The sequence below is a fragment of the Maribacter sp. 4G9 genome (genome assembly GCF_002742265.1).
In the GTDB taxonomy this organism is placed as follows: domain Bacteria; phylum Bacteroidota; class Bacteroidia; order Flavobacteriales; family Flavobacteriaceae; genus Maribacter.
In genome coordinates, this window is record NZ_MDGL01000015.1 from 1 (window position 1) to 15601 (window position 15601).

Annotated in this window: 10 protein-coding genes; 3 read left to right on the plus strand and 7 right to left on the minus strand. The window is 42.1% G+C overall.

The features are described from left to right. Nucleotides 1–498: 498 nt before the first annotated feature. The 5 genes from BFP75_RS01750 to BFP75_RS01770 form a co-directional block, all read right to left on the minus strand. Complete coding sequence (locus BFP75_RS01750; RefSeq protein WP_099542963.1) at nucleotides 499–4395, minus strand: PVC-type heme-binding CxxCH protein; 3897 nt, start codon at nucleotides 4393–4395, stop codon at nucleotides 499–501. 161 nt (nucleotides 4396–4556) lie between these two features. Beyond that, a complete protein-coding gene (locus BFP75_RS01755) occupies nucleotides 4557–4847 on the minus strand; it encodes a hypothetical protein (RefSeq protein ID WP_099542964.1) in 291 nt (96 codons plus the stop codon). 685 nt (nucleotides 4848–5532) lie between these two features. Next, the gene (locus tag BFP75_RS01760) at nucleotides 5533–6153 is read right to left on the minus strand and encodes a DJ-1/PfpI family protein (RefSeq protein WP_099542965.1); all 621 of its coding nucleotides are present in this window, start codon (nucleotides 6151–6153) and stop codon (nucleotides 5533–5535) included. A gap of 136 nt (nucleotides 6154–6289) precedes the next feature. Continuing rightward, the gene (locus tag BFP75_RS01765) at nucleotides 6290–7066 is read right to left on the minus strand and encodes a 5'-methylthioadenosine/adenosylhomocysteine nucleosidase (protein ID WP_165776520.1); all 777 of its coding nucleotides are present in this window, start codon (nucleotides 7064–7066) and stop codon (nucleotides 6290–6292) included. A 20-nt stretch (nucleotides 7067–7086) separates the two neighbouring features. Then, the gene (locus BFP75_RS01770; protein WP_206073472.1) at nucleotides 7087–8394 is read right to left on the minus strand and encodes an NCS2 family permease; all 1308 of its coding nucleotides are present in this window, start codon (nucleotides 8392–8394) and stop codon (nucleotides 7087–7089) included. 370 nt (nucleotides 8395–8764) lie between these two features. On the opposite strand from BFP75_RS01770, the gene BFP75_RS01780 reads away from it, so the two are divergent. The 3 genes from BFP75_RS01780 to BFP75_RS01790 all read left to right on the plus strand — a co-directional run bounded on the left by BFP75_RS01780 (nucleotide 8765) and on the right by BFP75_RS01790 (nucleotide 14064). Then, nucleotides 8765–11953 (plus strand): AsmA family protein, encoded by a 3189-nt coding sequence (locus tag BFP75_RS01780; protein WP_099542968.1) that lies wholly within the window; start codon nucleotides 8765–8767, stop codon nucleotides 11951–11953. A 286-nt stretch (nucleotides 11954–12239) separates the two neighbouring features. Continuing rightward, nucleotides 12240–13313 carry a serine hydrolase domain-containing protein gene (locus tag BFP75_RS01785; RefSeq protein WP_099542987.1) on the plus strand — a complete coding sequence of 358 codons (1074 nt, stop codon included), beginning with the start codon at nucleotides 12240–12242 and terminating at the stop codon, nucleotides 13311–13313. Nucleotides 13314–13386: 73 nt separating this feature from the next. Continuing rightward, nucleotides 13387–14064, plus strand: coding sequence for a hypothetical protein (locus tag BFP75_RS01790; protein ID WP_099542969.1), 678 nt, complete (start codon nucleotides 13387–13389; stop codon nucleotides 14062–14064). Nucleotides 14065–14290: 226 nt separating this feature from the next. Here BFP75_RS01790 and BFP75_RS01795 read toward each other — a convergent pair whose 3' ends face one another. Beyond that, nucleotides 14291–14722 carry a hypothetical protein gene (locus BFP75_RS01795; protein WP_123803289.1) on the minus strand — a complete coding sequence of 144 codons (432 nt, stop codon included), beginning with the start codon at nucleotides 14720–14722 and terminating at the stop codon, nucleotides 14291–14293. Between the two features lie 217 nt (nucleotides 14723–14939). Further along, complete coding sequence (locus BFP75_RS01800) at nucleotides 14940–15539, minus strand: DUF6642 family protein (RefSeq protein ID WP_099542988.1); 600 nt, start codon at nucleotides 15537–15539, stop codon at nucleotides 14940–14942. Nucleotides 15540–15601 lie beyond the last annotated feature (62 nt).

Consider the following 15601-nt stretch of genomic DNA (forward strand, 5'->3'; position numbering starts at 1 on the left):
TTACGCATATCTATTTGCTTATTAGCCATTGTCTTTTTAACAAAAAAAGACCTTTGACTTTTTACAAATAGAATCGACTTTTTTAGTGGTTCACTTTCACCCGTTTTAGGTGGCTCACTTTAGTCCGTTTTGGGTGGTTCACTTTAATCCGTTTTTAGTGGTATACTATGACCGTTTTTTGCACAAAGAGTATTCCATTACCTTTTTAGAAAAAACTTTTTTGAAAGAAAAAAATCAAGGAAGATTGTCACAACTTTCGCTTTTAATCAAAGCTCAAGTTACATAACGCAGAACATTATAGAACATAAATATTCTATAATCCGTCATTATGGTCAAATAGCGATAAGTTATAAGTAATTACTGAGTCTTCCTAGTGTTTTGAAATTCAAAACTATCTTACTGTTCTTCAAATTAAACTTTAATGAAAAACTCAGAATCAATTTAAACCAGTTTCCAAATATGTTCTATTCACTTGCTTAATACTAAGCAATTGTGACATTATGCCGATGGCTCCAGCTTCTTCAAATACGCTATCAAATTCAACACCTCTTCTTTGCTTAAGTTGTTCAATAACCCTTCTGGCATCATAGATTTTTCAGAAACATCCCTAGTCCTAATTTGTGATTTATTGAGCACAATCGGGTCTTGACCAACCACCCGCAGGGTAAGACTTCTGTCGTTTTCGGCTATAACGTTTCCGCTATAGGTACGTCCGTCTTGTGTAGTAATCACCACTAGTTTATAATCTTCCTGTACATCTCCACTCGGGTTTAGAATATTACTCAGTAAATAGGTCATGTTGGTTCGATTGGAGCCCGTAAGGTCTGGTCCTATCTTTCCGCCTTTCCCATGCAGCATATGGCAAGTGGCACAGACACGCGCATAGACCTCCTTGCCCCTGTCCGGGCTCGCTTTGGCGAGGGCATCATCTGTCAATATGCCTTGGTATTTGATATACTCAACTTGTAATGTTTGGGATATATCATCAATGGGACCCCAAATCTCCACAAAACCATTGCCTAAAACGGCCCTTAATTGTAGAACAGCATGCGCCGGGATATCAGATTTTGGAATCGTGCCATTTTTAAGGGCATTCCCTAAAAACCTTCCATATCTTGGCCGCGAAGCCATGGTCAATATGGCCTGCTCTTTTTCCGGCTGCGAAAGGTTCTTATATTTCTGAAATAACGCCTTGCCCAGCTCATCACTATCATAAGCTGCAATGGACGTAATAGTTTCTAATCGCAGCTCCTCATCCTCCAGTAATTTAGGTATTTCCTCTTGCAATGCTGGATTTTGCTGGGAAGCCAAGGCCCGAATTGCTTTCCTTTTTTCCTCAGGTTTTGCACTTGAATCATTGATAACCGCCAACATTTTTTGAGCTACTTCAGCATTACCAAATTTCTGAGCTACGGCATCGGCAAGGGAAGAGAACTTGGCGTTGTTTTGCAATGATTGATATACATTCGACCAATTCGAAGGCTCCTTAGCATCTATATTTCCTTCCAAACCTGCCAATAGTCCGCTTAACAGATCTGACTGTGTACTGGATTTTTGCCCAATCGCAGCAATCAATTTTTCCAATTGGCCCTCATCCACGAGACGTCTTGCAATTTTTTGTACAAGGGAGGGAATTGCACTTTCCACAGCCATCGCCAATGCTCTTCCAGGCTGCTTTGCTACTATTGGTTCTATCCCAAACCATAACATCAGAGGTATATTTGGGTCATCCGCGTCTTCCTCAAACCGAACTAGGGATTCAGCAAGAGCCCAACGGTCGGCTTCATTTATACGTTGTAGGGCTCCGGCAAGATGGCGTCTAACGACAGCCGAAGTTTCAGTATTCGCCATAGCTGTCATCTGGTTTATGGCTCTTTCCGAGGGTTGCCCATCCTCAACCAGAAATTGAATGGCCCATGAACGGACGTATTGGTCCTTGTCATTCAATAAATCCAAAAGTCTTTGTGAACTAAGGTTATTGGTTATTTGTAAAGTCCATAAGGCGCGCAGCCTTATATCTTCACTTTTCTCATTGGCCAATATGTCATTCAAGCGTTTAACCGCATTTGCATCCAGTGCTTTTTTAGCTGCTCTGTATTGCAATATGACACGTGACCGTTGCGCATGCCAATTACTTTTACTCAATTGCAACGCTACAAGTTCCTCATCACTTCTCTTGTTTAAGTCATCAAATCTGCCCGGCCAATTCTCGGCCAAGGACTTTTCGGGAGTAATTCGGAACACCCTACCCGTATCCTTATTAAGTACATCGCCCCCACATATATCGGCATCGTGCCAATCAAGTACATACAGATCGCCTGCAGGACCCACCTCCATGCTGAAGCCTACAAACTGGGCATTATTGGCCATCATGAACTCATCGCTATGGCGCGCAGTGAAGCCAGAACCGTTGGGCTCAAGAATATCCGACAGTACGCCATGGTCATGGATGTTCGCCATAAATAAGCGTCCTTGCTCACTTGCTGGAAAGGCATCGGACTGGTAAATTCTTGCGCCTCCGTGTGCCGATCGGTGACTATGGTCTACAATGGTCTTGATATCCTCATAAACATAGGGGTTAAAATGTTGTCCTCCCTGCCTGTGGTATATGCCCCCGTTCATAATGTGGAACATGTGGGGAATTACACATGCCGTTATAAACATTTCTCCCTTGGCATCATAGTCTATGCCCCAGGGATTGCTAAAGCCATGGGCCACCACTTCAAAACGTTCCTTTATGGGATGGTACCTCCAAACGCCTCCATTAATATCGACTCCTTCCTTCTCCAATAGATTTTTTGGAAATTCATCGCCATGCTTATACAGTCGTCCTTCTCCATCATTGGGCTTTCGTATTTTAGAGGGAGTAGCAAAACCCTCAAGACCATACAACCAACCGTCGGGACCCCAATGGAAGCTATTAATCGTCTCGTGCCGATCACGGATGCCCCAGCCAGTTAAAAGTACCTTAATGTCCTTTTCATCGGCCTTGTCATCATTATTGCCATCGGGCACGAAAAGCAGGTTCGGTGGTGCACCGATGAATACCCCGCCATGACCAACTGCGATGGCCGAAGGGAAAGGGATGCCCTCCATAAATACTTTTTTAGTATCCGCCACCCCATCGCGATCGGTGTCCTCTAATATAAGTATGCGACTGTCACCCGAATTGGCAAACCCTTCTTGCCTGTTTTCATAGTCCCTGTTCTCGGCTATCCACATCCTACCCTTATCGTCCCAACAAAAAGCAATGGGCTGGGTAATCATGGGCTCGGAGGCAAATGCGTTTACGGTATAACCTTCCTTTACGGTCATGGCCTCGACCGCTTCCTTTGGATTTAAAAACTTGGCGTCTCGGCCTTCCTGCTTGGCAATTTGCCAGAGCGAGGCGGTATTGTACATTCCCTTATCCCCTACATAATCGCCCCAAAGGGCGTTCATTTCCATTGTATCCAATTCGCCTGAATACGCCACTATTTGATATTGGAATATTTTTATCACCCCTTTTTTGATATGCCAATCCCCTGACTTTGCCAATACGGGGCCGATGCCAAACTGCCCGTCTACCCTCCATGGCTGTGGATATCCTTGATTCCCTGTATGATCGAAAATCGCAATATGGCCCCATGGTTCCATGCCTTCTATGTCCATTCCGACATCGGCCCACATGGCTCTTTTCTCGTTCGCCTTTTCATTTTTTTGGAGTGCGGCATTCATCACTTCGCCTTTGATGCCCTTTTCCCAAGGCATTCTAAGGAAGAGACCTCCGTAATCAAATTCATTGATCGTAATATCGGTCAAGGCCTCACCTTGCCATTCAAGACTTAAGAAATATTTGTTCCCTTTTTGGGTTAGGGTCCATGTTTGGGTCTCTTTAAGAATTGGTTTTTTTTCTGCATCCAGCATGTTGTAGACCGTCTTCCATTTTACTTCCTTCCCTTCGGGAACAAGAACTTCGGATGCGACTTTTTGCCAATAATCACCACCAGGATTATGGAAAAAATCTCTACCTATCTTTTTTTTGATAGCCTCGGGCTTATCGGGCTTGTAAAACCATTTTTTCAATTCTTCGGGAGTGGCGCCTTCGCCGTTCACTCGGGTAAAGCCCCAATAAAGTCCTGTCTGGTGCTTGTGGTGCCCGGGACTGTACTGGGTCAGTTCGGCCGTGGAGCCAGGCGCCAAAATCGGATGGATATAGGGTCTAAAATCGTGTTTAGCGTTCTGGGTCAGCAGCGCTGACGTTGCCCCGTCTTCGAAAACCCGTATTTCATTATCGCTCTCATCAATGTGAAAATTATAGGCTATTTCATCGGCCGAATCCAGGTTCTTTTCTTTCTTGGATTTGCACGACATCAGACATGTAAGTACTAGAAGCAATAGAAATAATCTTGGCATTATTTTCTTTTTAGTGGTTATTTGATTCCAAATTTTTTCCAGATAACTCTAAAGGGTTGTGGAAAAATATCATTCTTTGGATGGAAAAAGATAGCGATATGATCGCATTTCTCCAACTCCCCTATTTCCGTCGCATATTTACCCGTATGCCTCTCTTACCTTCAGCTTCCTGATTCCGTTTTCTTGGCGAATTCAAGGCTTCCCATTGGACGCCCTTTTGCCAGGTTTCGGGTCAAATGGAAAACAATTTTGAACTTACCTTCGATTTCGATTGTTCCACCAGTAACAGGGACACTTTCAGTTTTTATCAAAATAACTTCTGGGGTGTCATCAGCAGAATCTTCCGTTGGTTCTTCAGCAATGGGATTATCTTCTGAATTCGTATTCCCTTCATCATTTGAGCAACTTAGAACAAATAGTAAAATAAATAAGCCAAGTAATTTTCTGGTCATAGTAGGGTGTTTACTTTTCAATAAAATATTAATCTGAGATATAACTGTGGATGGTAAACTCTTTGGAGATTTTAAATATATTAAAAATTAACAAGAAATCAATTACGCTTTTCTGTTACTAATTGTCATTTGTAATAAAATTCCATTCCACACACATTACACTCTCCTCCTACTGTCGGCTCGTATAATAAGTGTTCCATTACCTTTTAAGAAGATACCTTTTAGAAGAAAAATTTAAAGGAGAAGTAGTACTAATTACTTTGCTTTACCAAAGCAAAGTGTCATAACGCAAGACATTATAGTACACGTGACAATATGGAAAGCCCAGTGGGCTTTTTATATTGGCGGCGAGACTTGTGCGGCTGGTAATGTGTAAAACGGCGCATGCTTGCATTTGATATAATATCAGATATCGGGCGAAGCACTATATCGGCAGATATTATGTCAAAGCCGTTTTACTGGAATGTTTAAAATATCAGTAGCTATAATTCTATTATGTACGGAATATTTTAAAAGATTGAGAATCTTTTAAAATTTAGCGAGTTGATGCGGCTGGCAAATCGCATTCTTCCTAGAAAAGCCAACGCTACATCTCGCCACCAAAAGCAATCACCCACTGGGTAATCTTATTTGCCATGGGTTATGTCAAATTGCCGCATAGCCAATCGCTATTAGAATCATCCATTTATTTGGCTTTAAAAGTATCGTTATCCTTATCCTCTATCCAATTATATTCAATTTCTAGAGCCACGTTTCGGGCAAAATCAATACCGTGTCTATCGGCCAAAAAGCCTAGTGACATATCCATTCCGGCACTTACTCCTGAAGAGGTATAATACTTTCCATCGATTTTCCAACGTGCCGTTCTGTCCCAAATCACTTTAGGACCTGTGGTAACAACCCAGGAAAAGGCCCTTTTATTTGAAGTTGCCTCCTTATTATCCAAAAGCCCCGTTTTAGCCAAGAGTGCACTGCCGGTACAAACCGTTAACACATAATCACTAGCGTTCGATAACGCTGTTATTTGATCAATTAGCAATTCATTTGTTACTTCTTTACGGGTACCAAGACCTCCGGGCACCAAAATCATATAGGGTGCATCGTTGGCTGTCGATAACTTTTCCGTCATGATAGGTACCTTGTGTCTGTTAGAAATGACACCACCTTCAAGCGAATAGAATTTTAAGCTGTATTTGTCAACGAGTCTCCCGAAAATTTCAGCTGGCCCAAAAACATCGAGGGTTTCATAATCATCAAATAGAATGAACGCAATTTCTTTCTTTTCGGTTTTTGAATCCGTTGTCATGATATTTTGAGCATAAAAAGATTTACTAGATAAAAGTAGAAAAATTACAAGGTTGGTAGCGAATACCTTAAGTTTTGAATTCATCATTTTATTTTTTTAATACTTCGTTTTCATGATTTTTAGCCGAAGCAATGCATTATTTTTCTCCTTTATAATGATCCAATAGTGCAAGTACCATTTGGGCAGAATTTCCTGCTGCTACCTTTACAAATGCAGCATAATCAGAAGGCGCATTCCTATTGGCATTATCGCTGCAACTTCTGATTACGATATACGGAAGCTTGAGCATGGTACAAATTTGGGCGACCGCGGCACCCTCCATTTCTACTGCGAGTGCCTTAAAATTTGAATACAGTTCCTCAGCCTTTTTTGAATCACTCAAAAAAGTGTCTCCAGTAGCAATAACACCGGTATAAATTTTTGGAATTCTATGCTGAAAAGGTGCCAATTTGATTTGTTCTACTACCTTCTTTGTTTTTTCCAATAAATAAGAATCAACAGGAAGATATAGTGTATTTCGTTTATTGTTTTGAACTAAATTTCGAGTGGGCCAGGTTTCGAACGCTCCATTTTTGAACGCTCCAAAGTCATATTGAATCATTTTTGTTGCAACAACAATATCTCCTGGTAAAATATCTGGATGTAAACCACCTGCAACGCCGGTAAAAATCAGTCCTTTCAACTTAAAGTTGGCAGTAAGAATGGCGGTGCTATAAGCTGCGTTTGTTTTTCCTATTCCTGCTTTTAAGAGCACTACCTTTTGTCCTTTTAGTTTACCGGTAAAAAATGTGATTCCGTTTTTACGGACTTCTTTTTTGTGTAGTAAATCAACTTTCAGTAGTTCAATTTCCTCATCCATAGCACCCATTATAGCAATGCGCTGTGCATTTGCAGTGCCAAATAAGACGAACATGAAAAGGAGTAGAATTCTATTTAGAACCATAAGTAGAGTAAGGATAATAGATTGATGAGTACTAGTACGGGGTTAATTTCTTTTGTTTTTCCCGTTACCAGTTTCAACAAGGTCCAACTTAAGAATCCAAAAATAATTCCAGTTGTAATACTGTATGTCAGAGGCATGAGAATCATTGTGAAAAAAACAGGAATTGCCTCGTCTGGACTACTCCATGGTATTTTGGTCAATGGTTTCATCATAAAAGAACCTACCAGTACCAGAGCAATCGAACTTGCAATGCTTGGCACGATCGATAATAAGGGAGAGAAAAAGAGAAAGGGTAAAAACAAAAGTCCCGCGGTAATTGCCGTTAGTCCAGATTTTCCACCTTCGCGGATGCCCACGGCAGATTCAATATATGCGGTTCCTGAACTGGTGCCAACGAGACCTGAAAACATGGTTGTAACCGCATCTACTAGCAGCGATTTTTTAAGGTTTTTAGGATTTCCTTCAACATCCTTATAACCCGCTGCTTCAGATAGGCCAACGAAGGTGGACAGACTATCGAATAAATCAGTAAATGCAAAAACAAAAATTACAGGAAGAAAAGAATACTTCATTGAACCGATCAAATCGGCTTTAAACAACATACTAAAGTCGGGCAATGCAAAAACACCTGTGTAATTTACTAGGGTAGGCAAACCAGAATTAATCAATGAGGCATCACCCCACCACCTGCCTATTGGCCATGCCAAAATAGTGGTAAGCAAAATTCCTATAACCATTGCTCCAGTAACTTTTCTTGAAATTAAAATAGCTGTGATTGCCAAGCCTGCTAAAAAAGTTTGACACGTGGTTTCTTTTAATGACCCTAGACCAACCAAAGTGGCGGCATCATCTACAATAAAGCCGGCATTTTGAAAACCAATAAAGCAAATAAAGAGCCCAATGCCCGCTGCGATAGCGTAGCGCAATGCATACGGAATAGAACGCACAATGGTATCTCGAACCTTAAAAAGGCTTAGAATCAAAAATAATACTCCAGCCCAAAAAACAGCCCCCAATGCAGCTTCATAGGATAATCCCAATCCCAAAACTGCCGTATACGTAAAAAAGGCATTTAAGCCCATGCCAGGGGCGATTACAAAAGGATTTTTGGCATAAATTCCCATGGCTATACTACCAAAGGAACACACAAGAACAGTTGAAGTTACCACTGCAGAAAATGGCATGCCCGTCTCTGAAAGAATTGAAGGATTTACAATAATGATGTAAAAAGTAGCCAGAAAAGAGCTTATTCCTGCTAGTATTTCCGTTTGAATAAATTTTCGATTTGCTTTCAACAAGCTGAAAATATTAATAAATCACTTCTTTTACACGAATTTATGTTACTATTTTAAAGCTATTGTAAAATATACAATTGCTATGGCATATTTTGATAAATATTTACTGAAACAAAGTATATTATTAGAAAAACAAAATATATAGGCACACCAAAAAGGCCAAGAAACAAACTACCAACTTCATATATGAAATATTCGTGAAGTAACCTGCCATTTCACGTACACTTACTCGCTTAAAATAATGAGGATCTGCACGGTCCTCCATAATTTGAAGCAAAATTTCACCGTCGAAATAGTGCATCAAACAATAGGATGCCCAGGGCATTCGTTTTAAGGAAAGGACAAGGTTCCTACCACATCGTATAAAATTGATTTGAGGCTTAAAAAACACTGGAAACGGATCGTCTTGTGCATCTTCTTGGTGCCTATGCTCCTTATAGGGGCCCTACTACTCTATGTCCAAAGCCACCAGTCTAAAATTATCCAAGAACAGATTGCCCTTCTCAACCTGGAGCATAAAGGCCGTATTACCATGGGCAAGAGTAATTTGTCCATTTTCGGTAATTTTCCGGACCTCTCCATAAAGATCTATGACGTTCAGGTCTTGGAGTCCAAGTTTGAAAATGCCCCCCTGATCATGGACGTTAAGGATATATATGTGGGCTTCAACCTTTGGGATATTCTGAGCGGAAACTACGAGATCCACTCGCTTTTAATAGAGGACGGGCTTCTTAATATAGTCGTTCACGAGGATAATAGCACCAATATCCAAAATTCCCTGATGACCACTTCTAACGAGGGTACGGCGACCACGAATATTCGTTTGAACAAGATCCGATTAAAAAACCTGGATGTCCATACCTTGGATGAAGCAACCCAAACCGATGTTGAAAAATTCATTTACGATGCCAAAGGGGGCTTTGGTATACAGGACGGTATGATTGCCGGACATATTGATACGGAACTGGAACTGAACGTGATCAAAGAGGGCGACACCACATTTATCCGTAAAAAACATTTTGAGATCCACACAGACCTGGTGTTCAATGAAGCTACGGGCATACTGGACATAGCGCCCAGCGGAATTGTTATGGAGAACGGTGATTTTGAGCTTGAGGGGTCTATAGATGCCAAAAACGATATGGCCCTTGACCTTGCCATTAAGGGCACAAAGCCCAATTTTGATATGCTCATTGCATTTGCCCCGGCAGATGTTATCCCCCTTTTGGAGAGGTATAAAAATGCCGGGGAAATTTATTTCAATGCCACCGTAAAAGGTGCGGCAAACAAAGGTAACAGGCCCGCGATTTTTGCCCAATTTGGTGCTGGAAAAGCCTTTTTGGAGCATCCTACCAGTGCAAAGAAAATAGATAATATGGGCTTTAAGGGCCATTTTAGCAATGGGGCCAACAGGGATGCCAGCACCATGGAATTTTCCTTGACCAATATGGCCGCCTCCCTAGAGAAAGGCGAGTTTAAAGGGTCGATCTTTGTACGGAATTTTGAATCCCCTGAGGTGGATATGCAAATGCAGGCAGACTTCAACCTGGATTTCATCTCGGAATTTTTAGAACTGCGACAGGTACGGAACGTCTCTGGCAACATCAAACTAAAGATGAATTTTCATGATATCATAGATATCGATCATCCTCAAAAGGCGTTGCAGCAACTCAATCAGGCCTACTATGCGGCCCTGAAGGTTGAAAATTTGCACCTGGAGGCGGACAATCTACCCGTACAGCTCGATAGTTTACAAGTGGAGCTGGAGATGAACGGCAAGGAGGCCACGCTCAAACAATTTGAGCTCTTAATGGGCAATTCCGATGTTTCCATACGCGGTTTTTTGTCAGACTTACCGTCCATTGTACATCATACCAACACACCCGTGAAGGCGCATTTGGATATTGCCTCCAACTACTTGGATATTGCGGCATTGACAGGGTTTTCACCACAAGACTCCATCCAAACAGGAATCGATGAACAGGTGGAAAATCTGAAAATGGGCGTTTCCTTTGTGGGTACCGCCAAAGACTTTACGGAATCCGAATATTTGCCCAAAGGGGAATTTTATATCGATAGCCTCCATGCAGACTTAAAGCACTACCCACATCGTTTGCATGATTTTCAAGCCGATGTGCTCATCAATGACGTGGATTTGAAACTAGTGGACTTCAAGGGCTATATTGACGATAGCGATTTTCATTTTAATGGATGGGTACAGGATTATGCCTTTTGGATACGACCCGAACGAAATGGCGATGTAGCCTTGGATTTCAACCTTACCTCAAAAAAGTTGCGACTGGAGGACGTGTTCTCCTACAAGGGGGAAAATTATGTGCCGGAAGAATACCGACATGAAATATTTGACGATCTGGCCCTGCATTTTACATCAAGGATGCATTATACGGATGCTTCGCTACAATCCGTTGCTGTTGACCTGGACAAGTTGGATACCAAAATGGAACTACATCCGCAACGTTTTCACGATTTTAAGGGCAACATCAGGTATGAGGACAATCATATCATGATCAATGATTTTCACGGCGAAATTGGTTCTACCAAGTTTAAGGTCGACCTGAACTATTTTCTAGGGGAAGACCCATCACTGCAAATACGTGACAATTACCTAGAATTAAGTGCGGATTATATTGATTACGATGCCCTATTCAAATTTGACCTAAGCCCTCCTCAAGCCAAAGAGGCCATTACATCCACCACAGAGGATGTTGCGGCCCATGCAGAGGCTTTTAACATTTATGAACTACCGTTTACCAATATGCGCTTTCAGGCGGATATCGCCCATTTCGTATACCACAGGATAGACCTTCAAAACATAAAGGCAGCGTTACGAACGTCGCCCGATCATTATGTGTACGTGGATACGCTTAGCATGGATGCAGCTGGGGGAAACATTCGTTTGAAAGGCTATTTTAATGGGAGTGACCCAAAACACATCTATATGCAGCCGGAGTTGGTCATGACCAATGTGGACCTTGATCAACTACTCCTCAAATTTGAAAATTTTGGGCAAGACCACCTTGTTTCTGAAAATTTGCAAGGAAAGCTTACCGCCAAAATAAACGGCAACATAAGGGTATATCCTGATTTAGTGCCAGATTTGGACCAATCTTCCCTTGAAATGGACGTGAAGGTATTGGACGGAAAACTAAAGAATTATGATCCTATGTTGGCACTTTCGGACTATATGGGAGACAAGAACCTGCGCAACATTCGGTTTGACACCCTCCAAAATAGTTTGGCCATTGACAAAGGGAAAATCACTATTCCAGCGATGTCCATTGAATCTACCCTAGGTCACATGGAACTGTCAGGAACACACGATAGCGGTCAGAATATAGACTATTACCTACGCTTACCTTGGGAAACGGTACGCAAGGCGACATGGCAAAAACTGTTCGGAAGCAAAAAGGACAGTATTGTTGAACAAGATAGGGAAGATGAAATCGTAGAAGTAGACCCCAACAGAAAAACCAAGTTTCTCAATCTAAAGATACAGGGAACCATAGACGACTATAAAGTTTCCGTGGGCAAGAAAAAGTAATAGCGTGCCTACTATTTTAAAGTGACCTGTTTATTAATTTAGAGTATGTAATTTTCCTATAAGAATTTTTGGGCATTTGGATTTCGCTCACCCACTCCACTCCTAACCCAAAACAACTGATTTATGACGACAAAAAACTTATGAAATTACACCCGGATCCCATACAACAAAGCAACCCTGAGAACGTTATCATAGTTGATTATTCCTGTCTTGTAGGGAATCCTTGAAAAAGGTTTGGCCGCAATTTGCGGGCAGGTCAGGGAACAAAACTTCAATAATTGATTTTATGAAAAACGGGTATTTGCTTTTAATATTCCTATTTGGTATGGTGGGGAGCTGTTCAACATCAGACGATAGCCCTATTGAGGTTCTCAATCCAACCATGTATTTTCCACCTGTAGGAAGCAATACGTGGGAAACGGTTACACCAAGTAGTTTGGAATGGAACGAATCACAAATTGACCCTTTGAGAGACTTTCTCATCCAGACCAATTCCAAATCCTTTATGATCCTCGTCAATGGTAGGATCGTGATTGAAGAGTATTTTGACGGCCATACGGCCCAAGAACCTTGGGAATGGAACAGCGCCGGAAAGACCTTGGTGTCCGCCACCACAGGAATCGCACAGCAAAACGGACTTATTGATATCGATAACAAGGCGTCCGACTATCTAGGGACCGACTGGACCAATATGGACCTGGACAAGGAAAACCTAATTACGGTAAGGAATCTGCTGACGATGACCTCGGGAATCGATGATACCAAACAATTGGTCGTAAAATCCAACCTTACCTATGTGGCCGATGCCGGCACCCGATGGGCCTACGGCAACGTGTTTCAAAAATTGATGGATGTCGTGGCCGAATCCAGTGCGACGGAATTTGAAACCTACTTCAATGCCACCCTCAAGTCGAAAATAGGCATGGACGGGTTTTGGAACGTGGGAACGATTTTTACCATTTATCATAGCACGACCCGGAGCATGGCCCGGTTTGGTCTGCTCAGCCTTAATAACGGCACCTGGGACGGGGAGCAAATCATTGATGCATCCTTCTTTACCGAATCTGTAACTACCTCCCAAAGTATCAATCCCTCCTACGGATACCTTTGGTGGTTGAATGGAAAATCCCAGTTTATGGTACCTAGTGAACAAACCGTGTATCCAGGTTCCTTGGTCCCAAATGCCCCTGCCGATATGGTGGCGGCCATGGGTGCCAAGGATCAACGTATCTATGTGGTTCCCAGCAAAAACATGGTGGTCATACGTATGGGAGATGCTTCGGACCCACAAAATCCCAATTTTGCGGTATCTGGTTTTGACAATACCCTATGGGGAAGAATAAATGCAGTTATTGACTAGAACTCGATACCTCCACTCCATTGACTACGATCTTAATATATAAACATCTTACACACCGATAAAGCTTATAACGATGAAAAGAAATACCTATATCTCTACCACTCTTGCCCTGATGACCACACTCTTCGCTTCGGCTCAGAATGCCAAGGAAACCGTTCAGGACCACCGACAAATCAAGGTGGGTAACGCACAATTGGAACGTGATACCAAAGAACTGGAAACCTTTAAAGCCGATGTATCCGAATTCCAATCGGCCCTTGAAAATGGCGACGCAAACTTGGCCCAAAAGTATCGAAAGGGAATCCTTTCCGCCATGGAACGGGAGATTCAACAGGCCGAGGGAAAAGTAGCCAGGGCCAAACGGGAAGTGGTGCAAAGTTCCGTGGAAAAAGGAACCAACAGAAGGGAAAAAAGAAGGAACCGCAGAGGCTACGAGGGTACACCTGACGATAGAAGGGATATGCGTCGCGACCGAAGGAATACCCGTGACGACCGACGTGATAAAAGGGACGATGTAGCCGACCGTGCCGAATTGGAAGTCCGATTGGAAAACCAAAAAGCCCTATACGAAAACGCAAAAGCCGATGAATCCCTTGGAAATGGCATTCTTGAAAGGTTTATCACTACCATGAACAATGACCTGTTGGAGACACAGGAAGAACTTAGGGAGGATAAAGGTGAATTACGGGAAGACCGTCGCGAACGCAGGGACGACCGTAGGGAGCGAAAGGAAAACAGAATGAACGGTTAATCCTTTAGGTTAAAAAGGTGTATACCCTATTCTTATCATGGTTTAATAACGCAATTTAATCCCGGATTTACAGGCATTATAACACCTCAGGTGCAACTCCTCTACCAAATCAAACATATCAACTTCTCTGTTTAGGATGCCATGAGCATATCCGTTCTTTTGGTGCTTTCATTTACAGATGCAACTAGTGAAACAAGGGCCAATACTACTTGTTTACATACACCTATCAAGGGCGCACTCCCTTAGTTCCTTTTATTTGCAAGCTGCCCTCCGGGGTTTCAGCAATCCCACTGATGATATCACCTTGCGCCTCTAAGGCAACCTTGACCAAGGAGCCCTCAACGTATACTTTAAAGTTGATTTTATTTCCTTGAACAACAACACTTTCTGCGTTAATACTTCCTCCAGGCAACATAATTTTTACCGTAAAATTGTCCTGTTCCTTGTTGATGAGCAAATCACCCTTACTATATTCATAAGGAGCGTTAGGCACGGAATAATTCCAATATCCTACTAGTTCCTCCTCGCCAAACCTAAAGGTATTGTGAACGATTTTTTCATTTTTATGCTGCACCATTAAAGCTGCACTCATTGATGAACTAAATACAAGAAAAGCCGTGCAAAAAAGTACTAATTGTAGTTCTCTGAATTTTTTCATTTTAGCTGATTTATTGTTCTAGGTTGAATATATTAAATAATTTTACAGCCCCATTAGTTTGCTAGGAGAAGTTACAAATTTCTAAGAAATTATGCATCAATTATGCGAACTTTACAACTTCGCAACGGCAACTGTGAGCCGAACGAGCAGGGAAACCCTAGCCTACTCTGTAAAGATGGTAACTTGGTACCTTTTTCAAGAAATTGGCAGCGCGGGATTAATAATACAACCTAAAATCCAGCAGCTTGCAGATATTGTAATGCCGTTGGTGCAATTCCTCTATCACATCGAACATATTGTCATCTTCCTTGAACAGGTTAAAGAAGACTTTGTCCAAGTCGGAGCTGCTGATGCCTTCATAGGCATGGCCATAGCCCGAAATCGCTTTGGCATTGGTAATATCCAAAAAATATTGGGATTCTTCCTCGTCCAGGTCCAGCACTTTGGCATTGGAAAAATGCAGGATCTTTCCTTTTAATCGGCCTTCAAACAGTTCGGCAATTTCCTGTAAACTGTAGTAGTAATCGTTCAGACAAATACTATTAGCCTCCCCGGTCATCACCAAATAGATGATCTCATAGTCCTTAAAATGATGGTCGTCCAAAACCAAGGCATTCAAACTGGCTTCCAGCCCTTCAATGGTGTCACAGGTTTGATAGATGCTGGCCACCCCATACTGCATGGCCAAATGTTCCAGGTTCTTTTGAACTTCGGTAATCGCTTCGGTTTCAATATCATCGACCGCTTCCAAACAGTAAATAAACCGTTCAGTATCGTTGGTAGGAATTTGGGGCAACTGTCGTCTTTTTGCTAACACATTCAAGCCTTTCTGCCAAAGTAAAAAAACACCAAATCAAGCCAAGGATTTTTATGATTTTT